Genomic DNA, 24554 nt, shown 5'->3' on the forward strand with positions numbered 1-24554 from the left:
GGTTCGGAGGGGTGTATTGGAGCCCAATCACGCGGCCGGCGATAGTGACCGGTGGGGCAGGCGCGCGCAGGGGGCGCGTCCAGCCTGGAACTGGCATCGCCTGTTCCAGGCCGGGGTATCACTGGTTGGCATGCCGTACCCGCAGGAAGCGGGGGAAGCGCGGCAGGCCGTTGGGTGTCAGCCCGTTGTAGCGGTAGGTGACCTGGCTGCCGACCGGTGGCGGGGTGCGGCGCAGCGCGTCACTCAATCCGCTGCCCAAGCGGAAGTGCAGCCCCTGCGGCATCTCCATCAACAGTGCGCCAACCATGCCGGTGTACTTGCCCTTGCCGGGAACGTAGCCGATCACGCGTGCTTCGGCATCCTCGAACAACTTGAGCTTGAACAGCCCATTGCTGCGACCGTCGCGGTAGGGATTGTCTTCATGGTGGAGCATCAATCCCTCGCCACCGCCTGCCGCCACGCTGCGCAGGTGACGGTGCAGGCTGTCCGTGTCGGCGAGGCGACGTTGCTCGACCAGGGCCAGGTGCGGGTTGCCGCTTTGTTCGACAACACCCTGTAATGCAGCCAGGCGCTGGCTGAACGTGCCTGGCTGCACCGGAAGGTCGAAGGCCATGAAACGCAGTTGTCGCCATGCGTCGTCGCGGGCGGGATTGCTGCGGACGATGGCGCTGGTGGCATCGAAGCGTTCGCGCGCGATCCAGAGTTCGCCGTCCATCACCTGCACCGGCCAACCGCGGGTGAACCAGACGGGCGCGGGTATCACGCTGCCGGTGCGGGTGCGGAGTTGCCGACCATCCCAGCGGGCGCGGACACCGTCGAGCTTCTCGCTGACCCAGAAGCGGGTGACGTCGGGACCGTCCTGCCAGGTGCTGGCGGACATCAAGGGGGATGAGGCGGCGTGCAGCGGGCCGCAGGTCAACAGCAGGAGGCACAGCAACAGGCGCGACACCATGGTGGCGACTCTCGTTCGGGGAAGAGTCGCCAGCGTGTTCGGGGCACCGTGATCAGGCCATCGGCCGCGCCCGGGGCGTGGCGTAGGCCCGGGGATCAGGCGGTTGTCGGCAGGGACTGCAGGAAGTCGCCTACCGCGGGGCCGAAGCGGTCGTAGTCGACCAGGAAGGCATCGTGGCCCTGGGGCGAGTCCATGCCGATGAAGCGGGCGTCGGCGCCGCCGGCACGCAGTCCGTCGGCAACCTGCTGCTGCTGTTCGACCGGGAACAGGATGTCGGTGTTGGCACCGATGGCCAGCGCCCGCTCGACGTGGATCTTCGCCAGCCCGGCCAGCACGTCGCCGCCGGCGTATTCGGCCAGGTCGAACCAATCCATCGAGCGGCCCAGGTAGAGGTAGCAGTTGGGGTCGAAGCGGCGCACGAAGCGGCGCGCATGGCCTTCCAGGTAGCTTTCGACCTGGAACTCCATGCCGAACGGGTCTTCGTCGGCCAGCTCCGAATCCAGTCGCACGCGACCAAAGCGACCGTCCCATTCCAAGGCCGAGCGGTAGGTGATCACGCCCAGCTTGCGGGCCATGCGCATGCCCGACTCGGGGTAGTGCTCCTCGTCGTAGTCGCCGTTGTTCCAGGCCGGGTCCAGGCGGATGGCCTCGCGCTGCAGCGAGCGAATGGCGATGGAGAACGGAAGGGCCTGCGCGCTGCCGGAAATGTTGATGTGGCTGCGGGCGATGCCCGGGTGCTGGTACAGCAGCGCCAGCGCGGTCATGCCGCCCATGGAGTTGCCGATCAGGCAGGCCAGCTGCGTGATGCCCAGGGCCTTGACCACGTCGGCGGCGGCATTGGCCACATCCTCGATGGACAGCTCCGGGAAGCTCAGCCGGTACGGCTGGCCGGTCGCCGGGTCCGGCGATGCGGGGCCGGTGGAGCCCTTGCAACTGCCCAGCGAATTGACGCAGACCACGAACCAGCGGTTGGTATCGATCGGCTTGCCGGGGCCAAGCATGGGTTCCCACCAGCCCGGCGCCGGGTTGCCGGCATGGCTGGCGGCATGGGCATCGGGTGACAGCCCGGTGACGATCAGGATGGCATTGCTGGCCTGGGCATCGAGCATGCCCCAGGTTTCGTAAGCGACGCGGGCGCCATGCAACACGCCGCCGCGCTTCATAGGGAAAGGCGAGGCGAGGGCGTGAAAGCGGCTGCCTTCGGGGATGAATTCAGTCATCGGCCAATTTTAACGGGGCAGGGGAAATGGGCGATGCCCATCCAGATAACCGGCGGCTATTTGAATATGTTGCGCTCAGGGTTGGCCGAGCGTGATCTGCACGACCTTGTCGGTAGGCAGATCGAGCGTGATCGGCGCCGATTCCACGTCGCCTTCCTGGCGCATGGCGGTGCCGCTGGCCGACAGGCGCGCGAAAACCTCCACCCGCGTGAGTTCGGACAGCTTCTGGGTAGGCATGGGGCTATCCGCGTCACTGAGGGTGACGGTCAACGGGCTGGCCTGGACCGGATGGCGCTGCACGGCGACCGGCATCGGCGGGCCGCCGGGCACGCGCGCGATGACGAATACCGTGTCCTGGCCTGCCGCGGCGCGTGCGGCCAGTGCCGGGGCAAGGGTGACGGTGACGCTGAGGCCCGGTGACGGCGAGGTGCCGGCGGTCGGGGTGGCCGATGCCTGCGCAGGGGGCGGTGTCTTGCCGCGGGCGATGTCGATCTGCTCCTGCAGCGCGGTGGCGGCGGCCGGCTCCAGGCGGCTGAGCAGGCTCTCCCAGGTGGCCGCGGCGGCTTCGTCCTGGCCGCGCTGGCGCTGCACGATGCCGGTCAGCCAGATCGCGCGTTCGTTGTCCGGTGCCACTTGCCGCGCATGCTGCAGCCATTGCACGGCGGTGTCGTCGAACAGGGACTGTGGGTTGGCCCGTGCCCGCGCCTGTGCGGCCTCGACCAGCAAGGGGGCTTCGTCCGGTGCCAGCTGCACCGCGCGTTCGTAGGCCGCCGCGGCCTCGGTGGTGCGGCCCAGCTCCAGTTGCGAGCGCGCCAGCAGGAGCCAGCCGTCGGCGCGTGCGGGGTTTTTCTCCAGCGCTGCCTGCAGCTGGGTGATGCCTTCCTCCAGGGTGCGCGGGGCGTCGGTGCTCTGGCCATCGGGCAGCTGCAGGGCGGCCGGCGTGCCGAGCCATTGGTACAGGCCCAGGGTGGCGACGATGGCGGCGGCGACCAGCGTGCCCCAGATCCGCCGCTTGCCATCCCGCCACAGCGGCCACAGCACGATGCCGGTGGCGATGGCCGCCAGCAGCCCGGCGCCGATCAGGAACGTGGTGCTCACCATTGGCGATCATCCTGGCTGGTGTCGCGGCCGGCGTCCGGCGCGAGAGGGACGGCACGCGCGCGACGGCGCACATACAGCACCAGCACCACCGCCCCGGCCAGCAGCAACAGGCCCGGGCCGAACCACAGCAGCAGGGTGCTGCCTTCCAGCTGCGGGCGGTACAGCACGAACGGGCCATAGCGATCGACCAGGAACTGCTTGATCTCCGCGTCGCTGCGGCCCTGTTGCATCAGGGTGAGCACCTCGCGGCGCAGGTCATGGGCGATCTGCGCGTTGGAGTCGGCCAACGACTGGTTCTGGCACTGCACGCAGCGCAGTTCGGCGGTGAGGGCGTGGAAACGGGTTTCCTCGACGCGGTCGCGGTATTGCAGCGGCGTCGGGTCGCCGGCCGGTTGCGCCTGGGCGGCGATGGCCAGGCACAGCCACACCAGCAGGCCGGCCACTGCCTTCATCGGCTGACCCCGAAGTCCGGCGCGACATGGCGGCCGCCGCTTTCGGCCTCGACCTTTTCCAGCGCCGGTATCAGTTGCTGGTCCAGCACGTCCTGGCTGATCGCACCGCTGTACTTCCAGCGCACGATGCCGCTGCCATCGACCAGGAAGGTTTCCGGTGCGGCGGCGATGCCCCAGTCCAGCGCGGTGCGGCCTTCCTCATCGGCCAGCACGACCATGTACGGGTTGCCCAGCTGTTCGAGCCAGCGCAGGGCGTCGTCGCGGTTGTCCTTCCAGTTGTAGCCGATCATGCGCACGCGCTTGGTCTCGGCGAAGCGGGTCAGGATCGGGTGCTCGTCGCGGCAGGTCGGGCACCAGCTGCCCCATACGTTGAGGATGTACGGTGCGCCGCGCAGCTGTTCGTCGGTGACATGCACGTTGGGGTCGTGCAGGACCGGCAGCGAGAACGCCGGCGCGGGCTTGCCGATCAGCGCCGAAGGCAGGCTGTCGCGGTCCGGTGCACCGGAGCGGCTGACGCCGTACAGCATCAGGCCGAGCAGGCCGAGGAAGAACAGCGCGCCCAGTGCGATGGCGACGGGCGGCAGGCGGTGCGGCTTGTTGGATTCGGGGGCGGGGGTGTTCATCGGGACTTCTCCGGGAGCCTGCGGAACCGACGGTCGACGGCGGTGATGAAACCGCCCAGCGCCATCAGCGCCGCGCCCAACCAGATCCAGCGGACAAAGGGTTTGATCTGCACCCGGACGGCCCAGGCGCCATTACCCAGTGATTCTCCCAGTGCGACGTACACATCGCCACCCAGCGCCGGATGGATGCCGGCTTCGGTCATGGCCTGGCCGCCGCTGGCATACATGCGCTTTTCCGGGTGCAACAGGGCGACCTGGCGGTCATCGCGCAGCACTTTCAGGTGACCACGGTCGGAGTGGTAGTTGGGGCCGTCGGTGGCATCCACGCCTTCGAACACCAGCTGGTAGCGGCCGGCCTGGACCGATTGCCCGGGGGCCAGGGCGACCTCGTGCTGCACGTTCAGCGCTTCCACCAGCAGCGCGCCGACCAGGAACACGGCGATGCCCAGGTGGGCGACCAGCATGCCCAGTGTCTCTGCATTGAGGCGTCCGCTGTTGCGCAGGCGCGTCCACAGGTAGTACAGCGTGCCCAGGCCCACCCAGGCGGCGGCGGCGAGCCCAGCGGCGGTCTTGAGCTTGCCCTGCGGTGCCATGTACCAGCCGATCACGCCCAGCAGCAGCGCCAGCCCGGCCCACGGTGCCAGCAGCGCCAGCGGGCGCAGGCCCTGCTCACGTTGCCAGCGGGTCAGCGGCCCGACCGGCACCAGCAGTACCAGCGGTGCCATCAGCAGCAGGAACAGGGTGCCGAAGTAGGGCGGGCCGACCGAAACCTTGCCCAGGTCCAGCGCGTCGGCCAGCAGCGGGTACAGCGTGCCCAGCAGCACCATCGCGCAGGCGCAGGCGAGCAGCAGGTTGTTGGCCAGCAGCAGGCCCTCGCGCGAGTTCAGCGCGAAGGCGCGGCTGGGATCGCGGCTGCTGCCGCCGACGGTGGGCGCGCGCAGCGCGTACAACAGCAGCGAGCCGCCGACCACCAGCGCCAGGAACACCAGGATGAACAGGCCGCGTGCCGGGTCGGCGGCAAACGAATGCACGCTGGTCAGCACGCCGGAGCGGACCAGGAACGTGCCCAGCAGCGACAACGCGAAAGCGGCGATGGCCAGCAGCAGGGTCCAGCCGATGAACACGCCGCGCTTCTCGGTGGCGGCCTGGGAATGGATCAGCGCCGCGCCGACCAGCCATGGCATGAAGCTGGCGTTCTCGACCGGGTCCCAGAACCACCAGCCGCCCCAGCCCAGTTCGTAGTACGCCCACCAGCTGCCCAGCGCGATGCCGATGGTCAGGAAGGCCCAGGCCACGTTGGTCCATGGCCGGGTCCAGCGCAGCCAGCGCACGTCGATGCGGCCGTCGAGCAGGGCGGCGATGGCGAAGGCGAACGGCACCACGAAGCCGACATAGCCCAGGTAGAGCATCGGCGGGTGGATGATCAGGCCCGGGTCCTGCAGCAGCGGGTTGAGATCGTGGCCTTCGGCCGGGGCCGGCAGCAGCCGCGCGAACGGGTTGGAGGTGAACAGCAGGAAGGCGATGAAGCCCACGCTGATGATGCCCATCACCGCCAGCACGCGTGCTACCACGTCGGCCGGCAGCTTGCGCGAGAACTCGGCCACGGCCGCCGTCCACAGTGCCAGCACCAGCGCCCACAGCAGCAGCGAGCCTTCGTGCGCGCCCCACACCGCCGAATAGCGGTAGATCATCGGCAGCAGCGAGTTGGAGTTCTCCGCCACGTAGCGCAGCGAGAAGTCCTGGCGCACGAAGGCGATGGTCAGCACCACGAACGCACCCAGCAGCATGGTCAGCTGCAGCATCGCGGCCGGGCGGGCGGTGGCGATCAAGGCCGGCGCCTGGCGCTGCGCGCCGATCAGTGGCAGCACGCTCTGCAGCAATGCCGCCAGCAGGGCGAGGATCAGCAGGACCTGTCCAATCTCGGCAAGCACTCAGGGCGTTCCCGTGGCAGGCGGGGTGGCGGGGACCTGGTGCTTGGTGTGGGCCTGGCCCATCTTGTCGGCCAGCTCCTTGGGCATGTAGGTCTCGTCGTGCTTGGCCAGCACGTCCTCGGCGACGAACACGCCGTTGGCCATGCGCCCGGTGGCGACCACCGCCTGCCCTTCGCGGAACAGGTCCGGCAGGATGCGGTCGTAGGTGACCGGCAGGACCGCATCGCCGTCGGTGACCTCGAAGCGGGCCAGCAACGCGCCGGGTTCGCGCTTGAACGAGCCCTTGGCGACCATGCCGCCGAGCCGGAAGCGGGCATCGGCCGGAACCTGGCCGGATTGCACTTCGGCCGGCGTGTACAGGTAGGCGATGTTGCGCTGCAGGGCGGCGGTGACCAGCGCGACGGCGACGCCGGCAACGGCCAGCACCAGCACCACCAGCAGCAGGCGACGGCGTTGGGTGGGCGTCATCGGCTCAATTCCTCGTCCACCGGTACCTGCGTGGCCTGGCGCGCGCGCGCGACCCGGCTGCGCGCCTGGCGCAGCTGCCGGCGGATCTGCAGCCGCGGCACGATGAAGTCCCATGCCAGCACGATGAAGAACACCGCGTAGGCCATGGCCACGTACTTGAAATAGGTCATGCCGATTTCTCCACGCGCTCGCGCAGCCACGCCTTGCCGGCCTCGCGGCGCAGGTTGTCGGCGCGTGCCCGCGACAGCAGCGAACCGGCGAACCAGAACTTGGTGGCCAGCACCATCAGCCACAGCGGCAGGATCATGCTGCCGTCCATGCTCGATTCGCCGAACACGCGGATGGTCTGGCCCTGGTGCAGCGAGTTCCACCACACCACCGAGTAACGGATCACCGGCAGCAGCACCACCCCGACGATGGACAGCAGGCCGGCGGCGCGTGCGGCGGCGCGGCGGTCATCGATGGCGCCATACAGGCCCATCACGCCCAGGTACAGGAACAACAGGATCAGCTCGGTGGTCAGGCGCGGGTCCCAGTCCCACCAGGTGCCCCACATCGGCTTGCCCCAGATGCTGCCGGTGAGCAGGGTGATCAGGGTGAAGGCGGCGCCGATGGGCGCGCAGGCCATGGCCAGGATCTCGCACAGCTTCATGCGCCAGATCAGCGCGATGGCGCTATAGAAGGCCATCAGGCCGAACACGAACAGGCTCATCCAGGCCGACGGCACGTGAATGTAGAGGATGCGGAAGCTGTCGCCCTGCTGGTAGTCGGCCGGGACCACCGCCAGCGCCTGCCACAGGCCCCAGGCGAACAACGGCAGCGAAGCGATGTAGCACCACGGCGACCAGCGGGCGGCAAAGGTATCGAAGTACGCCGGGGAACCCAGCTTGTGGAACCAACCGATCAAACCCTTGAACATCCGCGCGCTCGCTGAGGAAGACGATGGCCGGGTCACGCTGCGGCGCCCGGCCGGCTGGGCACCGTAGCGATCACGATGCCGTTGCTGAAGTCATGCCAGCGCAAGATACCCGAATTCGGGCGATCTGGCCGAGGCCCGGCCCCTCACCTGAGGGTGACCGTGCCCTTCATCATCGCCGAGTGGCCGGGGAAGCTGCAGAAGAACGACAGCGGCGCACCGGCGGCGACCAGGCGTGCGACCGGGATCGATACCGTGGTGGACTCCCCCCCGCCGACCACCTTGCTGTGGCCGATGATGCGGCTGTCGCCGGCCTTGAGGTAATCGGCGGCCAGGCCGGCGCGCATGCCGTCGGTGTCGATGCCTGCCATGTCCGAGGTTTTGGCCACCACCACGTTGTGGCCCATGATGTTCCTGGCCATCTTGCCGGTGTGGCTGAGGTTGATGGTGAAGTTGGCACAGCTCCTGGGCACGTCGATGTTGGCGAGGTTGTACTTCATCGCATCGTTGCCCTCCAGGTTCACGGAACAGGTGTCGGCGGCGTGGGCGGAGAACGCGCCGCCCACGGCCAGCAGGGCAAGGAAAATACGGGACTTCATCTGCAACTCCTCGAACAGGGGTGGAGCGCCGGAACCCGGCGCGTGGGGCAGGTGTTACTCCTTGAGCGATGACAGCCAGGTGGAAACCGCCTTGATGCTGTCGGCATCCAGCTGGCGCCCGATGCCATGCATGACCCGGCTGTTGGTCGAGGCATCGATGGCGTCGTCATGGAACTGCTGCAGGCGGGCCTGCAGATAGTCGTTCTGCTGTCCGCGCAGGCGCGGATAGGCCGCATACGGGGCGCGGCCGCTGCGGTCGCGCTGGTCGGCCAACGGATTGCCGCGTGCATCGCTGCCGTGACAGCCCTGGCAGGGTGGGATGCCCTTGGCCGGCTCGCCGTTCATGTAGATGGCCTGTCCGGATGCGGCCAAGGCCGGGTCGATCTCGAGCAGCGGCGCGTCGGCAGGCGGGGGCGGCACGGGCAGGTGCGCGTAGTAGGCCGACAGGTCGCGGATGTCCTGTTCCTCCAGCGATGCCGCCATCGCGGTCATCGGTGACTCGGGCATGCGTCCGCTCTTGTAGGCGTGCAGGCTCCAGTACAGGTAGTCGGCGCGCTGTCCGGCCAGGTTGGGGAACATCGGTGCGATGGCGATGCCTTCGGCGCCATGGCAGGCCGCGCAGACCTCGGCCTTGGCCTTGCCGGCCTGCGCGTCGCCGGCCGGCGCATGGGCGCGGCGCAGGTCGTAGCGGGTCGGCGGCTGCACCGGCGTGCCGGGTTCGGCGACCGGTGCCGGTGGAGGTGTCCCCGCGTCCTGCGGGGCGGCCATGAGCACGGCCTGGGCGCCCGCAACGGCCAGTGCGGTGAGCAGCCAGAGCGCCTTCATAGGGCCACCTCGAACAACATGCCGACCTGGTTGACCTTGTAACTGGAGGGGCCACCATCGGTATAGACGCGGTGGTCATAAACCAGCGTGTCCTCGAAGCCGAAGTAGTGCCAGTCGGAGAGATTGCCGCGCTCCCAGGTATCGAAGAAGCGCAGGCGCATGCGTTCGTTCAACGGGACCGACAGGCCGGCGGTCAGCGAATTGACCCGGTAGACCATCAACGGATAGCCGCCGCTGGCCTGGGCGGCATTGGCCGGCACGGTCAGCGCGTCGGGGGAGGCCATGCGGTAGCGCGTGCGGCCCTTGGAGTAGGTCCAGTTCCAGGCCAGGTCGAGCGTGGCGCGGCCGATGCGGCGGGTGAGGTTCAGCCCAGCGTAGTGGTTGCGCTGGGTGTCGCTCATCCACCAGCGGTTGGCGTCGGGGTAGGTGACGCCGCCCAGGGACGGATCGGTGCCGGTGGCGTCGTTGACGTTGGCCACGTCCAGCGTGGAGCGGTCGTGCCCGATCCATGCGCTGGTGGTCGTGGCCGGATTGGGCTGCCACTCCCACTGCAGGCTGCTGGCATAGGTGTCCAAGCGCTGGCGGCCGATCTGCGCGTCGTAGTGGTTGCGGTCACCGCGGAACGAGGCATAGACGGTCATGTCGCGTGGCAGGATGAAGGTGGCCATCAGGTCCAGCTTCTGCTGGGTGCGCGAGGCGATGTCGTACTTGCGCAAGGCCGAAACGGTGTGCGGGCTCAACGCGTCCTCGCCGGTGAAGCCGGGCAGGGACGAGGAGAAGGTGAACGCGTAGGGGTCGTAGTAGTACCGGCTGCCGCTGCGGTCCAGGTAGGTGTAGTTGGCGCGCAGGGTCAGCCAGTCCAGCGTGCGGTTGTTCCAGCCCAGCTTGATCATGCTGTCGCGGGTGGTGGCGACCTCGCGGTGCGCGCGCTCGATGCGGGTGAAGGTGTAGGTGGCCGAGAGCGTGTTCCTGTTGTCCAGCCGGTAGTCCACGCCGCTGGAGAGCTCGTGGGTTTCCTTGTCCAGCGGCAGGTTGCGGATGCGAGTGAGCACCGAGGCGTTCGCGCCGGCGTCCCAGACCCCCATCTCGCCGGGGACCACGCTGCCCTGCGCGCCGTTCTCGGCGATGTAGCCGTACTGCCCGGTCAGCGGGTTGTAGGCCCAGTAGGTGCCGGCATAGTCCTCGCGCAGGTAGCGGCCGGTGCTGCGCCAGGTCAGCTTGTCGCTGGGCAGCAGCACCAGGCGCGCGTCCAGCTTCTGGTTGTTGATCGCCAGGTCGGCGCGCTTGCGCGACAGCGCGTCGGTGGTGTTCCAGTTGGCGCAGTCAAAGATGAAGGGCGGCGCCAGGTTCTGGCCGAACTGGCCCTGGCAGTCCATGGGCGCCTGCAGCCGGTCGTTCTGGCGCATGGTGGTCAGCGCCATCGCCAGCGAGAAGTCGCCGTTCCATGCCGGCAGCTTGCGGCTGACGGTGACGCCGAGGCGGTGGTAGTCGTTCTCCGGCTCGTAGGCGAAGGAGCCGGAGTACAGCGCCGGGGTGGACGCGCCGGCCACCGAGTACAGGCCATACGGCACCTGGTAGTCGTAGGCGCTGTGCGCATTGCGGAAGAACGAGCCGGTGTAGTTGAAGTCGCTGCGCCAGACGTTGCCGACGAAGCGGAAGCCTCCCGTCACGTTCATCGTGCTGTCGTCGATCGGGCGTGGGATCTCGTAGATGCCGCCATTGGCCGGGAACGGGTAGTTGAAGAAGAACGGGCCGCCGAACGGCCGCGTGCCCTTGCGTTCCTCGTGGGTCAGGCTGGCATAGCCGGTCCAGCGCGGGTTGAGCAGGTAGTTGATGCTCACGCCTTGCTTGTCGCGCACCACGCTGAGGGTGGTGAAGGGCTGTGCCGCCGACAGGGCTGCCACCTGCGCGGGCGTACTGCCGGCGGCGGTCAAGCCGTGTTTCAAGGTCAGGTGGGCACTGCCAACACCGTCCCAGATCGAACGCGCATTGCCACTGAGCACGTTGGGGGTGCTGCGCACGAAGGCCTGCACCTTGTAGCGGCCGGCCTGGCCGAACACCGCGCGGTAGTACTGGTTGTCGCGCTCCAGCCGGCTCAGCCGGACGTCGGCATAGCTGCCGTCGGCCGCGCGCTTGAGGCTGAAGTTGGCCTGCAGGATCAGGCCGTCGTCCGGGTCGCGGAAGCGTCGCCAGTGGGTATTGGCCTCGTCACCGCTGACGTGCAGGTAGCCCAGCCCGACGTTGCCGCTGTAGGTCCAGCCATTGTCGCCGAGCGGCTTTTCGGCGGGCATGTGCGGGGCACAGCCGTACAGGAACCCGGTCGGGGTGCGCTTGGGCTCGGCGCTCAGCCAACTGGCGCCATCCGGATCGCAGCCGTCCCAGCCGATGCGGCCGCTGGGGTCCAGCCAGTTGCCGAACTGCAGGTCGATGCCGGCGCCACTGTCCTGGGCCTGCGCCAGGCCACCGAGCAACGCCAGCGACAGCAAGGACCAGCGGCAGGTGCGCGAACGTTTCCGTGTGCACATGTCCTTCTCCCGTTACTTGTGCAGACGTGGGCCGGAGGGGTGGTTGGAGCCGTGTACCTGGGCGTGGCAGGTGATGCAGCCGCGTCCCATCAGGCGCTCGTCCGGCGTCATCGCGCCGCCGAGCGAGATTTCGGTCTGCAGGTCGTTGGGGTGACGGGTGTGCGAATGGCATTGCTGGCACAGCATCGGGATCGGCGCGACCAGCAGGGCATGCTGGTTGGAGCCATGGACCTGATGGCAGTTCAGGCAGCTTTCGCGCACCGGCGCGTGTTCGAACAGGAAGGGGCCGCGCTTCTCGGCGTGGCACTGGTAGCAGGTCTCGTTGACGGTGTCGGTCTTGAGCAGGGTGGCGTTGAGCGTGCCGTGCGGGTTGTGGCAGTCCACGCAGCTGATCGCGCCTTCCGGCAGCGGCATGTGCGAGCGGCGGTTGAACTGTTGGCGGATGTCCTTGTGGCAGGTGGCGCAGGTTTCGCTGACCGATTGCTTGGCGGTCAGCCCTTCGGCCGAGAACTTCTGCATCGGGTTGTGGCAATCGCTGCACGACAGGTCGTTGCGCTGATGGATCGAGCCCAGCCAGGCGTCGCGCGGGCCACCGGCATGGCACCCCAGGCAGCTTTCGGTCTGGTTGGCCACCGGTGTGCCGCCCTCGTGGCTGAAGGCGATGATCGCCCCCTTCCGGGTGGGGTTGGCGGCATGCACAGAGCCCGGGCCATGGCAGGCCTCGCAGGTGGCGGTGGCCGGATTGGCGGCCAGGGCGACCTGCATGCCGGCCGCATGCGCGGTGTGGGCGAAGTTGCCGCTCTCCTGGCTGTGGCAGGCGGTGCAGACCTGCTGGCCGACCGCCTTGGCATCGGGGTGGGCCAGGTTGCGCGCGGGTACCGCGTCGGCGAAACCGGGCGGGGCACTGAAACCGTGGCCGGACTGGGTGGAGGCGAAATGGGTTTCAGGCAGCTTGACCGCCTGCCCGGATGCGTCCGCCTTGACCGGCGCGAGCCATGCAACCGATACCAACACCGCGGTCGCGACGAGCATCAACAATGCCAGATAGACCCGCACGTTCCCCTCCTTGTGTTGCCCCTGCCGATGGGTGGGTGGCAACGCTGGTGAGTGCAGCGTAATTACGGTTACGCCCTAATTTCGTGACGGGGTTCGCTGCGGTCAAGCTGCAGCGCAGCAAGCTGGGGTTCAGCTTCGGGGCAGGGCGCCTGCGACGAACAGGCGGACGGCCAGGCGGGCCTGCTGTTTGGCGCGCGGGATGTCGTCCGGGCTCATGCGGCCGTTGGTGGAGCGCAGGATCACCCCGCCGATGACCATCATGTAGAACAGGTGCGCCGAACGCTCCGGGTCTTCCAGGTACAAGCGGCCGGCGTCGGTCTCGCGCCGGAAGTAGCGGCTCAGGCGCGCTTCCATGGGCTCGATGCCATGGGCCTGGAACCAGTCGCGCAGTTCCGGCAGGCGCATGCCTTCGGAGATCACCACGCGGTGGCAGGCGATCCGCGAAGGGGTGAGGATCTCCTCGACCATCAGGTAAGCGGCTTCTTCCAGTGCCTGCTCGGGCGGCAACGTGGATTGCGCCAACTCGTCCAGGCTGCGGCCGAAGTTGTCGATGCTGCGCTCCATCAGCGCATGCACCAGCCCGACCTTGTCGCCGAAGGCACGATACAGGGTGGCCATCGAGCCGCCGGCGCGCTTGACGATGTCCGACAACCGCGCGGCCTGGTAGCCCTTCTCGTTGAACACCTCGGTGGCGGCATCCAGGAATTTCTCCACCCGCAGTTCACCGCGACGCTGCAGCTCGACCGCAGGGCGCGGAGGCAGGCTGGGTTTGGCGGTGGGGGAAGACTCTGGAGACAGCCGGTCGGTCATGTGATCGCTGCTATTCAGTGAGAACGAGCGAAAGGATAGCGCCGTTTGCGGTTACGAGTTCGCGATCCGGATCGCAGCCGCGGCGGTCAGCGGGGCCAGGAACGCGGCGACGACCAGCCCGGCGCCGAGCATCAGCAGCGCGCCGCCCGGGTCCAGTCCCTGGGCCGCGGCCGATACCGCGCCGGCCCCGAAAACCAGCACCGGCACGTACAGCGGCAGGACCAACAGGGCCAGCAGGATGCCGGCCCGGCGCATGCCCACGGTCAGTGCCGCGACCACCGCACCGAGCAGGCTCAGCAGTGGGGTGCCCAGTGCCAGGGAGGTCACGAGCACTGGCAATTGGGCAGCGGGCAAATGCATCAATTCGGCCAGCAGCGGGCTCACCAGCACCAGCGGGAAGGTCGTGGTCAGCCAGTGCGAGAACACCCGCACCGCCACCAGCCAGGCCAGCGGCACCGGCGCAAGCAGCCATTGCTCCAGCGAGCCGTCCTCGGCGTCGCTGCGGAACAGGGTATCCAGCGACAGCAGGCCGGCCAGCAGGATCGCCAGCCACAGCACCGCGGAGGCCACGCCCTGCAACTGCTTTTCCTCCCCGCCCATGGCCAGCGCGAACAAGGCCACCACCAGCAGGGCGAACAGCACCGGTTGCGCGGCATCGCCGCGGCGCCGCCACAGCAGCCGCAGGTCGCGCGCCAACAAGGCGCGGGCGGCAGTGAACAGGGTGGGCTGGGGACCGGGCAGGCTCATGCGGCGTCCTCGGTCCCGGGCGCGCGGCCCAGCACCAGGGTGCGGTTGCGCACCGGCGGGGCGGCGTAGGCGCCGTGGGTGGTGACCAGGGCGGCGCCGCCGCTGCGCAGGTGGGCGGAAATCATGCGGTTGACCAGGTTGATGCCATCCAGGTCGAGGTTGGCGTAGGGCTCGTCGAGCAGCCACAGCGGTGCCGGCGACAGCCAGATGCGGGCCAGTGCCAGCCGCTTCTTCTGGCCGGCGGAAAGCTGGCGTACCAGGGTGTCCTCGTAACCGGCCAGGCCGACAATGGCCAGCGCGTTGCCGGGCATCTGACGAGCGCGGCGGCCCTGCAGCCCGCACAGGAAATGCAGGTTCTCCAGCGTGCCCAGGTCCTGCTTGAGCGCGGTGAGGTGGCTCAGGTAGGCGATGTAGCGCGAGCGGTCCTGGGCCTTGGCCGGGCGGCCATCGATGTCGATCTGGCCGGCGTCCGGGTGCAGCAGGCCCGCCAGCACCCGCAGCAGGGTGGTCTTGCCGGCGCCGTTGCTGCCCTGCACGAGCAGGGCTTCGCCGGCATCCACGTGCAGATCCAGGGGGCCGAACACCGGGTCGTCATTGCGGGTGAAACGCAGGCCACGTGCGGCGAGCAGTGGCGGTGTGTTCGGCGAGTCGGTCATTGGATCGGGCGCTTCCGTCCTTGGGTGGGAGCGCAGGCAGGCTGGCGCATCGGGGCCGGGCATTATAGACCCGGCCCCTCATGCGGTTGGGTCATGGCCGGAACGGCACCGTTGCCATCGGCATTGCGTAAACTCGCGGTTTTCCCCCTGGTGTGTACGTACTGATGCAACCGCAGACCAAGCTGCCCAAGGTGGGCACCACCATCTTCACCGTGATGTCGCAGATGGCCGCAGAGCACGGCGCCGTCAACCTGGGCCAGGGCTTTCCCGATTTCCCGGCACCGCAGCGCCTGATCGACGAGACCGCCAAGGCCATGCGCGAGGGGTTCAACCAGTACGCGCCGATGACCGGCGTGGCGCCGCTGCGCCAGGCCATCGCGCAGAAGGCACTGGACTGCTATGGCGCGCAGGTCGACCCGGACAGCGAGATCACCGTCACCTCCGGCGGCACCGAGGCCATCTTCAATGCCATCCATGCGGTGGTGCGGGCCGGCGAGGAAGTGATCGTGCTCGACCCGGCCTACGACTGCTACGAGCCGGCCATCGACCTGGCCGGCGCGCGGGCCGTGCACGTCGCGCTGGATCCGCAGACCTTCGCGGTGGACTGGGACAAGGTGCGCGCGGCGATCACGCCCAGAACCCGCATGCTGATGGTCAACACCCCGCACAACCCGTCCGGCGCGATGCTGTCGGCGCAGGACATGCAGGCGTTGATCGAAGTGCTGCGCGGCACCGACATCTACCTGGTCTCCGACGAGGTCTACGAGCACATCATCTATGACGGCGCCCGCCACGAATCGGCGCTGCGCTACCCGGAGCTGCGCGAACGCGCCTTCGTCATTTCCAGCTTCGGCAAGACCTACCACTGCACCGGCTGGAAGATCGGCTATGCGATCGCACCGCCGGCGTTGACCGCCGAGTTCCGCAAGGTGCACCAGTACAACACCTTCACCACCTACAGCCCGGCGCAGTACGGCTTTGCCGCGATGATCCGCGACGAGCCCGAGCACCACCAGGAGCTGGGCGCGTTCTACCAGGCCAAGCGCGACCGCTTCCGCGCGCAGTTGCTGACCACGCGCCTGAAGCCGCTGCCGGTGCCGGGAGGCTACTTCCAGCTGGTCGATTACTCGGCCATCAGTGACCTGCCGGACCATGAGTTCGTGAAGTGGCTGACCATCGAGAAGGGCGTCACCGCGATCCCGCTGTCGCCGTTCTACGAAACCCCGCCGGCCGGTCAGCGCCTGGTGCGGCTGTGCTTCGCCAAGAACGACGCCACCCTGGACGCGGCCATCGCGCGCCTGCAGGCGCTCTGAGGCGGCCGGCGTGGGTGTGGGCCAGTGGCTGTTCTGCGTGCTGTTCGGCGGCTTCCTGGCCGCCGTGGCCCTGCGCGGCTGGCTGTTCTTCTCGGTCGTGCAGGACGGGCTGCGCGCGCGCGGTGTGGCGGTGGATGACGGCTGGTTGGCCGTGCGCGGCAGCTTCAACCGCTACACCCGGACCTACCTGGCGCTGCTCGATGCCCAGGAGCGGCGCCAGCCGCGCAATCGATGGGTCGCCCGGCTGCAGTGGCTGGTGCCGCTGCTGGGCGCCGGCATGGCGCTTGGCGCGATTCTCGCTTCTTCGCTTACAGGACAATGACGATCATGCAGGACCTCCGTATCTCGCTCGTGCAGGGCGACACCCGCTGGCACGACCCGGCCGGCAACCGCGCGCACTACGCCGCGTTGCTGGCGCCGTTGGCCGGCAGCACCGACCTGGTGATCCTGCCGGAAACCTTCACCAGCGGCTTCTCCAACGACGCCATCGACAAGGCCGAGGGCATGGACGGGCCGACGGTGGCGTGGATCGTGGAGCAGGCGCGCGCGCTGGGCGCGGCGGTCACCGGCAGCGTGCAGCTGCGTGAGGGTGGCGCCGTCTACAACCGCCTGCTGTGGGCCACGCCCGATGGCCAGCTGCAGTACTACGACAAGCGCCACCTGTTTCGCTACGCCGGCGAGCACAAGCGCTATGCGGCGGGCAACGAACGCCTGAGCGTCGAATTGAAGGGATGGCGGATCAATCCGCAGATCTGCTACGACCTGCGCTTCCCGGTGTTCTGCCGCAACCGCTACGACGTGGAGCGCGCCGGGCAGATGGACTTCGACCTGCAGATCTTCGTCGCCAACTGGCCCTCGGCACGCGCCTATGCGTGGCAGACGCTGGCGCGCGCGCGGGCGATCGAGAACCTGTGCTACGTGGCCGTGGTCAACCGCGTCGGCATGGACGGCAATGGCCTGCACTATTCGGGTGACAGCGCGGTGATCGACTTCCTCGGCCAGCCGCAGCTGGAAATCCGCGAGCGCGAGCAGGTGGTGACCACGACGATCTCGGCGCAGGCACTGGCGGCCCATCGCGAACGCTTCCCGGCGATGCTGGACGCGGACGACTTCACCCTGGCCGGGCCGGTCGTGGCTCGCTGAACGCACGCACGGCCACGATCGCGGCCACCATGCGCACGCCTCGGGCCGGCTGCTAGGCTCGGCCCGGGTTCACGCAACCGAAGGAGCAACCATGAAGAAGATGACCGCTGCGCTGTTGCTGTTGGCCGCCGTCGGGCTGGCCCCGGCCGCGCAGGCCGCCGGCAACATCGATTGCGAGCTGCACTACAACCTCACGGGGTGGTCGGCGTTCTACAAGACGTCGCAGGGCACCGGCACCATCACCTGCGACAACGGTGCCAGCATCCCGGTGAAGATCTCCGCCAAGGGCGGCGGCCTGACCGTGGGACGCACCACCATCACCGACGGGCGCGGCAGGTTCACCGGCGCCTATGCATTGAATGACCTGCTTGGCACCTACGCAGCGGCCGAAGTGCATGCCAGTGCGTCGCGTGCCAGCGATGCGCAGGTGATGACCAAGGGGGACATCTCGCTGGCGCTGGCCGGTACCGGTCGTGGCTGGAGCCTTGGTATCGGTTTCGGCAAGTTTGTGATCGAGCGCCGCTGAATCCTGGAACCACGATGCCCGGCCCTGTGGCCGGGCATCGAGATCATTCGTCGACGGCGACCGGGAACGCCTTCAACGCTGCCCATACGATGGGCTTGGCCCATTCGGGTACCTGCGCGAACTCCTCCTGCGTGGCGGGGCAGAGGATCTGGCCGCGTTCCACTTCCAGCACCAGCAACGGCTCGACCTGGCCATCGGCGTCGGCGGGGCGGCTGTTGTCGTAGACGTGCAGTGCGGTCAGGTGCGGGAGCAGCTCGACCAGGTTCATCCGTGAGCTGTCGAAGCGCTGGCGGATCTTGCCTTCGGGGATGTCATGGCCACCATTGGCCACGCGCTCGGCCACGCGCTGCAGGTGCAGCTCGACGCTCTCCAGTCCGCAGAACCAGATGCTGACTTCATGCCGCGCGCTGGCTTCACGCAGCAGGGCAGGGATGGTGTTCGCGCCCAGCGTGGTTTCGAAGGCGTAGTCGACGTCATCGGCCATGGCCGCGCGCAGGCGGCGGGTGCCCTCCTGCCAGGCGGTGGCATTGGCTTCATCCAATGGCCATCCACGTTCGACCAGTTGCCGGGTGAACGCATCGGGGTTGAACCAGGTGGCGCCGTCCTCGGCCAGCATCATGCCCAGCAGCGAACTCTTGCCGGCGCCATTGACGCCGGCCAGGACAAGGATCCGTGCCATCGGTCAGAGCGACTTGCCCAGCGGGATCCTGCGGCCACGACGGGCCGGTCGCGCCAACGCCCTGGCCAGGCTGCCGTCCTGCAGGGAGGACAGGTGCGCATCGAACTCGGCCTGCAGCGCCTGCAGTGACTGCGCGCGCTGGGCGCCGGCGGAATGGCCGTTGGCCTGATCCACCAGACGCTGGTACTCCTCGGCGGAGACCACCACCGCCTGCGGATGATTGTGGTTGGTGATCACCACCGCACCGCTGCGGAGCACCTTGCGCATCAGGTCCGGCCAACCCTTGGCCTTGACGTCGCTGGCGGGCGTCTTTTCCAGATCCAGCAGATTCAGGGAGAGGTCCATGGCGGCATCCAGCAGGGGAGTAAGGGGAAAATATCCCAAAATTACCATTTTGGGTACTTTTCCGGCGCCGGCGTTCAGGCGGGCGAGGGGCGGCTGAACGCAGAACGCCCGGCGCGGGGCCGGGCGTTCGGGTCATGCCAGGGGGAGACTCCTTGCGGAATCAGCCGCCACGCGGGCCGCGGCCACCGCCACCGGGACGGCCGCCACCCGGGCGACCGGCGCCGCCGGGGCGATTGCCACCCGGACGCGGGCCGCCGGCCGGACGGCCTGCGCCGCCGGGGCGGTTGCCCCCCGGGCGCGGGCCGCCGGCAGGGCGGTTGCCGGCCGGACGTGCGCCATACGGGTTGAAGCCCGGGTTGGCGTGGTCGGACGGGAAGCTCGGGGCGTTGCCCGGGTGGCCATAGGGGTGCTTGCGCTGGCCTTGGCCGGCGCCCTGGCCGGCACCACCGCCCTGCGGGCGGCCCTGGCCACCGGCGGCACCACGGCCGGCGCCACCAGCGCCCGGACGCGGCTTGTTGCCGTACGGCCGGGCCTGGCCATCCGCGCTACCGCGGCCCGGACCCCGGTTGCCACCGGGACCGGCATTGCGGTGGCCGGTCGGGCCGGTGCTCACGCCATCGGGCACGTACCAGGTGCGGAACGCGGCCGGGTTGCCTTCCGGCAGGCCGCGGTCGCCCTTGGGGGCCTTGCGCTGCTTGAACGGCTTCTGCGACTGCTTGGCCGCCGCTTCGCCGCTGACGGTCAGGCCGCCCTTGAAGCCGCCGCCCTTGCCACCACGGCCACGGCCGCGGTCTTCGCGCAGGGTGTCGAAGCGGCGCAGTTCGCGGCCTTCGTCGGCGGTGTTGTGGCCGTTGACGTAGGCATTGCCGCGGCCGCCGTCGCGCGCGACGCGTACGGTGGTCTTGGCGGCCTTGCGCTGGCCGATCACCGGCTGCAGCGTCAGCGCCGACGGGGTGCCTTCCTCCAGCTTCAACTGGCTGCGCAGGGCTTCAACCTGCGGGCTGGGCAGTTCCACCGACTGGCCGCGCAGCAGTTCGCGCGGCAGTTCGATCTTGCCGTAGCGGGTGCGCTTGAGGCGGCTGACCTGGCAGCCCTGCGATTCCCACAGGCGGCGCACTTCGCGGTTGCGGCCTTCCTTGACGACCACGCGGAACCAGTCGTGCGAATCGGTGCCGCCGATGCGTTCGATCTCGTCGAACTTGGCCGGGCCGTCTTCCAGCGCCACGCCGCGGGCGAGGCGGTCGACGATGTTGTCGGGCACCTTCTCCTCGCCTTCCGGGGCGCGCACGCGCACCACGTACTCGCGCTCGACCTCGAAGGAGGGATGCATCATGGCGTTGGCCAGCTCGCCGTCGGTGGTGAGCAGCAGCAGGCCGGTGGTGTTGATGTCCAGGCGGCCGATGGCGATCCAGCGCGCGCCCTTGAGCGGCGGCAGCGACTCGAACACGGTCGGGCGGCCTTCGGGGTCTTCGCGGGTGGTCACTTCGCCTTCGGGCTTGTTGTAGACCAGTACGCGCGACGGGTCGGTCAGCGCGCTGGCCACGAAGCTGCGGCCGTCCAGGTCGATCTTGTCGCCGCTCTTGACCGACATGCCGGTCTGGGCGGTTTCACCGTTGACCTTGACCAGGCCATCGGCGATGCGCTGTTCCAGCGCACGGCGCGAGCCCAGCCCGGCCTGGGCCAGGACCTTGTGCAGGCGCTCTTCGAGCTTGGGCTGTTCGGTGCTGGCTTCGCGCTTGAGCGAGAGCTTATTCAACGACAGCTTGCGAGGGGTGTCACTCATCAGTTTTGCTCCGGCCGGCGTTTTCCGCGTCGGCCTCTGGGTCGGAATCGGCTACGTCAACAGCCACGGTCGTCGTCGCGACGGCGTTGTCTTCGGTTTGTTCCACTTCCGCCGCGCGCTCTCCCGGCGCGGCGTCGGGTTCGCCCGTGAGGGCGGTGGTGCCTGCCGTGGCGCCGGCATCCGGGGATGCCTGCGCCGCAGCGGTATCAGGGGTGTTGCGTTCGCCGGCCTCGGCGCCATCCGGGGTGGCGGCGCCTGCGGTCAGCGGTGCCGCTGGCTGGCCGTCGCCATCCAGCGGGAGTTGCGGTTCCAGCTCGCCGATGTCACGCAGTTCGGACAGCGGCGGCAGTTCGTCCAGGCGCTTGAGCCCGAAGTAGTCCAGGAAGCCCTTGGTGGTGCCGAACAGGGCTGGCTTGCCCGGGACATCACGGTGGCCGACCACGCGGATCCATTCGCGTTCTTCCAGCGCCTGGATGATGTTGCTGCTGACCGCCACGCCACGCACCTGCTCGATCTCGCCGCGGGTGATGGGCTGGCGGTAGGCGATCAGCGCCAGGGTTTCCAGGGTGGCGCGGGTGTAGCGGGTCTTGCGCTCGGTCCATAGCCGGGACACCCAGCCGTGCACCTCGTTGGTGATCTGGAAGCGGAAGCCGGAGGCCACCTCGACCAGTTCGACGCCACGGCCGGCGCAGCCTTCGCGCAGCAGTTCCAGCGCGCGCTCGACGCTGCCCGGCGGGGCCGGCTCGTCCTCCGGAAACAGGCCCTGCAACTGTGCCAGGGTCAGCGGCTGGCTGGAGGCCAGCAGCGCACCTTCGACGATACGGTTGATCAGCGGTTGATCCATGCGTTGGCTTGTAGGCTCAGGCGGGGTCGTTGTCGGCGTCATCGAACTCGCTGGAGAACGCCAGCGGTGCGTTGGTGTTGCCGGCGGCCAGGGACTTGACGTAGATCGGGGCGAGCGGTGCTTCCTGCACGATGTCCAGCAACTGCTCCTTGGCCAGTTCCAGCATCGCCAGGAAGGTGACCAGTACGCCGAGCTTGCCTTCCTCGGCGGTGAACAGCGTTTCGAAACGGTAGAACCGGCCATCCTCCAGGCGCGCGAGCATGTCGCCCATGCGCTGGCGTACGCTCAGTGCCTCGCGCTTGATGGCGTGGCCGCTGAACAGCTCGGCGCGCTTGAGGACCTCGTGCAGCGCCAGCAGCATTTCCTTCAGCTCCACCGGCGGCGGCAGCTTGACGGCGGCGCGCTCCGGCACGAAGGCATGGGCCAGGCTGGTGTCGCGGTCCTGGCGGGGCAGGGCATCGATGTCCTCGGCGGCCTGCTTGAAGCGCTCGTACTCCTGCAGGCGGCGGACCAGCTCCGCGCGCGGGTCGGCTTCCTCGCCTTCCACGCTGGGCGGTCGCGGCAGCAGCATGCGCGATTTCACCTCGGCCAGGATCGCGGCCATCACCAGGTACTCGGCGGCCAGCTCGAAGCGCAGTTCCTGCATCACGTTGATGTAATCAACGTATTGCCGGGTGATCTCGGCCACCGGGATGTCCAGGATGTCCAGGTTCTGGCGGCGGATCAGGTACAGCAGCAGGTCGAGCGGGCCTTCGAAGGCGTCCAGGATGACTTCCAGCGCGTCCGGCGGGATGTACAGGTCCTGCGGGATCTGCAATACCGGCTGGCCATGCACCATCGCCAGCGGCATTTCCTGCTGCTGCGGAGCGTGAGGCGGCGCTGGCGGGTTCGCGTCGTGCGCGAGTTCGGAAGTCATCAGGTCGACATCGGGGTATAGCGAGCCGTACGCATGCCGGGTTCGCGCCCGGCTAGGTTCCTGCCCTGGTATTGCGAGCCATGCGCGCTTGCCTGGCGCGATTCCACACATCAACAACAAGGCGCGCCGCAGAAGGTGCGGCAACGTCATTACGAGGAGGTCGTCTACGCGGTCCGGGAGTGATGTGCTTCGGTCAACGAGCGGGGCCGGGAGCCTTCCGCTGCACCGAGCCGCTACAGGCCGTCTGCGTGCAATGGACCAAAGAGTAATCGCCGGGACCGGCCGATGTCCAGCGTTCTGGCGCTAGACTTGTGGTCGATCCATTCAGCGGACAAGGAGTGATGGCCCGGTGTGGTACGTAATCGAAGGGTATGACGGCGAGCAGGTGCTGGCCCAGCGGATGGCGGCACGCGGTGCCCATCTGGAGCGGCTCAAGGCCTTGCTTGACCAGGGGAGACTGCTTTTGGCCGGTCCTTGTCCTGCCATTGACGCCGAGGACCCCGGCCCGGCCGGCTTCAGCGGCAGCGTGGTGATCGCCAGTTTCGAGGACCAGGCCGCGGCGCGGGCCTGGGCCGACGCCGACCCGTACGTGGCGGCAGGCGTGTATACCCGGGTAGACGTCCGCCCGTTCCGCAAGGTGCTGCCATGAACCGGGTCGAGCAGATCCGCTCGGCCCTGCAGGCCGCCTTCCACCCGGACCTGCTGGAGGTGGAGGATGACAGCCATCGCCACGCCGGCCACGCCGGCGCCCGGGACGGGCGGGGCCATTTCAACGTGACCGTGGTCAGTGCCGCCTTCGCCGGCAAGGGCCCGTTGGCGCGTCACCGCGCGGTCTACGCGGCCGTGGGCGAGATGATGCAGACCGATATCCATGCGCTGTCGATCAAGGCGCTGACGCCGGCCGAGGCCGCGGGCGGCTGAACGTCGCGATCGGTACCTGGCCGGGACAGCCGATGTCCCGGTTCATTCCGGGCGGCATTACAAAAGGTTTACAAACGTCAGTGAAAACGTTTACATTCCGCGCAACCCCGGTGCGGAGGGCGTGACGGTGGCGAAGTCGGCAATCACCATCAAGGATGTTGCCCGAGAGGCGAACGTCTCCGTCGCCACGGTGTCGCGTGCGCTCAATGGCCATGACAACGTCGCCGAGCCGGTCCGCCAGCTGGTGCTCGAAGTGGCCCGTCGCCTGCGCTACACCCCGCATGCCGCCGCCCGCAGCCTGAGCAGCCGCAGCACCCAGACCGTCGGCGTGGTACTGCCGGACCTGTACGGCGAATTCTTCTCCGAGCTGATGCGTGGCATCGACGGCGTTGCCAGCGCGCATCGCCGGCACCTGCTGGTGTCCAGTTTCCACGGTGAGCCGCAGCAGCAGGGTTCGGTGCTGCAGGCCATGCGTGGCCGCGTGGATGGCCTGCTGGTGCTGTCGCCGTATGCGGGGGATGCCTCGGCACTGCTGGACCAGCTGCCGGCGGACATCCCGACGGTGCTGATCAATACCCCGATCACCGACGGCAGCCATCCGGTCTTCAGCATCGACGACCATGCCGGCGCGCTGGCCATGACCGGGCACCTGCTGGCGCAGGGCTACCGCAGCATCGCCTTCATCGGCGGCCCCGAGCGCAACCACGATGCGCGCGAACGCCTGCGCGGGTTCCGCGATGCGCTGGCGGCCGCCCCCCAGGCGATTGAATCCATCGAGCTGCCCGGGGCCTTCGACGAAGCCTCCGGTTATGAGGCCGGCCGCGCCCTGCTGGCGCGGCCGCGCCTGCCTGAAGCGGTGTTCGCCGCCAACGACATGATGGCGCTGGGCTGCCTGTATGCCTTCCAGCAGGCCGGCGTGTGCGTGCCCGGCCAGGTGGCGCTTGCCGGCTATGACGACATTCCCCTGGCGCGCTTTGTTCACCCGTCCTTGACGACGATGCAGGTGAGCATCGCCGGGCTTGGAGAGCAGGCGATGTCCCACCTGCTGCAGCGGATTCGGGAACCGGGGTCGCAACAGACGCCCGGCCTGATGTTGGTTCCAAGCCTTGTCGTGCGCGACTCCACGGCACGCACGGCGCCACTTGACCCGGCAAGAGACCGGGGTTGAGCCACTCATAACACTTACCGCGGGTCATGCCGCTA

The 24554-nt window shown here is 68.5% G+C and carries 28 protein-coding genes; 7 read left to right on the plus strand and 21 right to left on the minus strand.

What is annotated here, in order from left to right:
- Window positions 1-118 precede the first annotated feature (118 nt).
- From ATCM_RS04300 to ccmA, 16 genes are all read right to left on the minus strand, one after another.
- Window positions 119-952, minus strand: a complete 834-nt coding sequence (locus tag ATCM_RS04300; protein ID WP_207911773.1) for a DNA ligase — start codon at window positions 950-952, stop codon at window positions 119-121.
- A 95-nt stretch (window positions 953-1047) separates the two neighbouring features.
- Window positions 1048-2172 (minus strand): homoserine O-acetyltransferase, encoded by a 1125-nt coding sequence (locus ATCM_RS04305; protein WP_132863018.1) that lies wholly within the window; start codon window positions 2170-2172, stop codon window positions 1048-1050.
- 75 nt (window positions 2173-2247) lie between these two features.
- On the minus strand, window positions 2248-3273 hold the full coding sequence (locus ATCM_RS04310) for a tetratricopeptide repeat protein (RefSeq protein WP_132863019.1): 1026 nt from the start codon (window positions 3271-3273) through the stop codon (window positions 2248-2250).
- Window positions 3267-3725: a cytochrome c-type biogenesis protein gene (locus ATCM_RS04315; RefSeq protein ID WP_132863020.1), complete on the minus strand. Its 459-nt coding sequence runs from the start codon at window positions 3723-3725 to the stop codon at window positions 3267-3269. The genes ATCM_RS04310 and ATCM_RS04315 overlap by 7 nt, the downstream gene beginning before the upstream one ends.
- Window positions 3722-4348 carry a DsbE family thiol:disulfide interchange protein gene (locus tag ATCM_RS04320; protein WP_132863021.1) on the minus strand — a complete coding sequence of 209 codons (627 nt, stop codon included), beginning with the start codon at window positions 4346-4348 and terminating at the stop codon, window positions 3722-3724. Before ATCM_RS04320 ends, ATCM_RS04315 begins: the two co-directional genes overlap by 4 nt.
- Window positions 4345-6279, minus strand: a complete 1935-nt coding sequence (locus ATCM_RS04325; protein ID WP_132863022.1) for a heme lyase CcmF/NrfE family subunit — start codon at window positions 6277-6279, stop codon at window positions 4345-4347. Before ATCM_RS04325 ends, ATCM_RS04320 begins: the two co-directional genes overlap by 4 nt.
- On the minus strand, window positions 6280-6747 hold the full coding sequence (gene ccmE, locus ATCM_RS04330) for a cytochrome c maturation protein CcmE (RefSeq protein ID WP_132863023.1): 468 nt from the start codon (window positions 6745-6747) through the stop codon (window positions 6280-6282).
- The gene (locus tag ATCM_RS04335) at window positions 6744-6917 is read right to left on the minus strand and encodes a heme exporter protein CcmD (protein ID WP_132863024.1); all 174 of its coding nucleotides are present in this window, start codon (window positions 6915-6917) and stop codon (window positions 6744-6746) included. The genes ccmE and ATCM_RS04335 overlap by 4 nt, the downstream gene beginning before the upstream one ends.
- Complete coding sequence (ccmC, locus tag ATCM_RS04340; RefSeq protein ID WP_132863025.1) at window positions 6914-7666, minus strand: heme ABC transporter permease CcmC; 753 nt, start codon at window positions 7664-7666, stop codon at window positions 6914-6916. Before ccmC ends, ATCM_RS04335 begins: the two co-directional genes overlap by 4 nt.
- A 143-nt stretch (window positions 7667-7809) precedes the next feature.
- Window positions 7810-8262: an azurin gene (gene azu / locus ATCM_RS04345; RefSeq protein ID WP_132863026.1), complete on the minus strand. Its 453-nt coding sequence runs from the start codon at window positions 8260-8262 to the stop codon at window positions 7810-7812.
- A gap of 54 nt (window positions 8263-8316) precedes the next feature.
- Complete coding sequence (locus ATCM_RS04350; RefSeq protein ID WP_132863027.1) at window positions 8317-9087, minus strand: cytochrome c4; 771 nt, start codon at window positions 9085-9087, stop codon at window positions 8317-8319.
- Complete coding sequence (locus ATCM_RS04355) at window positions 9084-11612, minus strand: MtrB/PioB family outer membrane beta-barrel protein (RefSeq protein WP_132863028.1); 2529 nt, start codon at window positions 11610-11612, stop codon at window positions 9084-9086. Before ATCM_RS04355 ends, ATCM_RS04350 begins: the two co-directional genes overlap by 4 nt.
- Window positions 11613-11624: 12 nt before the next feature.
- The gene (locus ATCM_RS04360; protein WP_243693952.1) at window positions 11625-12668 is read right to left on the minus strand and encodes a DmsE family decaheme c-type cytochrome; all 1044 of its coding nucleotides are present in this window, start codon (window positions 12666-12668) and stop codon (window positions 11625-11627) included.
- Between the two features lie 129 nt (window positions 12669-12797).
- The gene (locus tag ATCM_RS04365) at window positions 12798-13478 is read right to left on the minus strand and encodes a TetR/AcrR family transcriptional regulator (RefSeq protein ID WP_132863029.1); all 681 of its coding nucleotides are present in this window, start codon (window positions 13476-13478) and stop codon (window positions 12798-12800) included.
- Window positions 13479-13529: 51 nt separating this feature from the next.
- A complete protein-coding gene (ccmB, locus tag ATCM_RS04370) occupies window positions 13530-14225 on the minus strand; it encodes a heme exporter protein CcmB (protein WP_132863030.1) in 696 nt (231 codons plus the stop codon).
- Complete coding sequence (gene ccmA / locus ATCM_RS04375; RefSeq protein ID WP_132863031.1) at window positions 14222-14881, minus strand: heme ABC exporter ATP-binding protein CcmA; 660 nt, start codon at window positions 14879-14881, stop codon at window positions 14222-14224. Before ccmA ends, ccmB begins: the two co-directional genes overlap by 4 nt.
- 164 nt (window positions 14882-15045) lie before the next feature.
- On the opposite strand from ccmA, the gene ATCM_RS04380 reads away from it, so the two are divergent.
- The 4 genes from ATCM_RS04380 (at window position 15046) to ATCM_RS04395 (ending at window position 17863) form a co-directional block, all read left to right on the plus strand.
- Window positions 15046-16194, plus strand: coding sequence for a pyridoxal phosphate-dependent aminotransferase (locus tag ATCM_RS04380; RefSeq protein WP_132863032.1), 1149 nt, complete (start codon window positions 15046-15048; stop codon window positions 16192-16194).
- A gap of 10 nt (window positions 16195-16204) precedes the next feature.
- The gene (locus ATCM_RS04385) at window positions 16205-16516 is read left to right on the plus strand and encodes a hypothetical protein (protein ID WP_132863033.1); all 312 of its coding nucleotides are present in this window, start codon (window positions 16205-16207) and stop codon (window positions 16514-16516) included.
- Window positions 16517-16521: 5 nt separating this feature from the next.
- Window positions 16522-17337 (plus strand): amidohydrolase, encoded by an 816-nt coding sequence (locus ATCM_RS04390; RefSeq protein WP_132863034.1) that lies wholly within the window; start codon window positions 16522-16524, stop codon window positions 17335-17337.
- Window positions 17338-17428: 91 nt separating this feature from the next.
- Window positions 17429-17863: a hypothetical protein gene (locus ATCM_RS04395; RefSeq protein ID WP_132863035.1), complete on the plus strand. Its 435-nt coding sequence runs from the start codon at window positions 17429-17431 to the stop codon at window positions 17861-17863.
- A gap of 43 nt (window positions 17864-17906) precedes the next feature.
- Here the strand turns inward: ATCM_RS04395 and ATCM_RS04400 are convergent, their stop codons facing one another.
- The 5 genes from ATCM_RS04400 to ATCM_RS04420 form a co-directional block, all read right to left on the minus strand.
- Window positions 17907-18542 (minus strand): hypothetical protein, encoded by a 636-nt coding sequence (locus tag ATCM_RS04400; RefSeq protein ID WP_132863036.1) that lies wholly within the window; start codon window positions 18540-18542, stop codon window positions 17907-17909.
- Window positions 18543-18545: 3 nt separating this feature from the next.
- On the minus strand, window positions 18546-18887 hold the full coding sequence (locus ATCM_RS04405; RefSeq protein WP_132863037.1) for a type II toxin-antitoxin system prevent-host-death family antitoxin: 342 nt from the start codon (window positions 18885-18887) through the stop codon (window positions 18546-18548).
- A gap of 160 nt (window positions 18888-19047) precedes the next feature.
- A complete protein-coding gene (locus ATCM_RS04410) occupies window positions 19048-20670 on the minus strand; it encodes a pseudouridine synthase (RefSeq protein WP_132863038.1) in 1623 nt (540 codons plus the stop codon).
- Complete coding sequence (gene scpB / locus ATCM_RS04415; protein WP_132863039.1) at window positions 20663-21514, minus strand: SMC-Scp complex subunit ScpB; 852 nt, start codon at window positions 21512-21514, stop codon at window positions 20663-20665. The genes ATCM_RS04410 and scpB overlap by 8 nt, the downstream gene beginning before the upstream one ends.
- A gap of 16 nt (window positions 21515-21530) precedes the next feature.
- The gene (locus tag ATCM_RS04420; RefSeq protein WP_132863040.1) at window positions 21531-22430 is read right to left on the minus strand and encodes a ScpA family protein; all 900 of its coding nucleotides are present in this window, start codon (window positions 22428-22430) and stop codon (window positions 21531-21533) included.
- 349 nt (window positions 22431-22779) lie between these two features.
- Between ATCM_RS04420 and ATCM_RS04425 the strand changes: the two genes are divergently transcribed.
- From ATCM_RS04425 to ATCM_RS04435, 3 genes are all read left to right on the plus strand, one after another.
- Complete coding sequence (locus ATCM_RS04425) at window positions 22780-23079, plus strand: YciI family protein (RefSeq protein ID WP_132863041.1); 300 nt, start codon at window positions 22780-22782, stop codon at window positions 23077-23079.
- Window positions 23076-23351: a BolA family protein gene (locus tag ATCM_RS04430; protein WP_132863042.1), complete on the plus strand. Its 276-nt coding sequence runs from the start codon at window positions 23076-23078 to the stop codon at window positions 23349-23351. The genes ATCM_RS04425 and ATCM_RS04430 overlap by 4 nt, the downstream gene beginning before the upstream one ends.
- Before the next feature lie 127 nt (window positions 23352-23478).
- Complete coding sequence (locus tag ATCM_RS04435) at window positions 23479-24519, plus strand: LacI family DNA-binding transcriptional regulator (RefSeq protein WP_132863043.1); 1041 nt, start codon at window positions 23479-23481, stop codon at window positions 24517-24519.
- The last annotated feature ends 35 nt before the right edge of the window (window positions 24520-24554 follow it).

This window comes from Stenotrophomonas sp. ATCM1_4, from assembly GCF_004348115.1.
In the GTDB taxonomy this organism is placed as follows: Bacteria; Pseudomonadota; Gammaproteobacteria; order Xanthomonadales; family Xanthomonadaceae; genus Stenotrophomonas; species Stenotrophomonas capsici.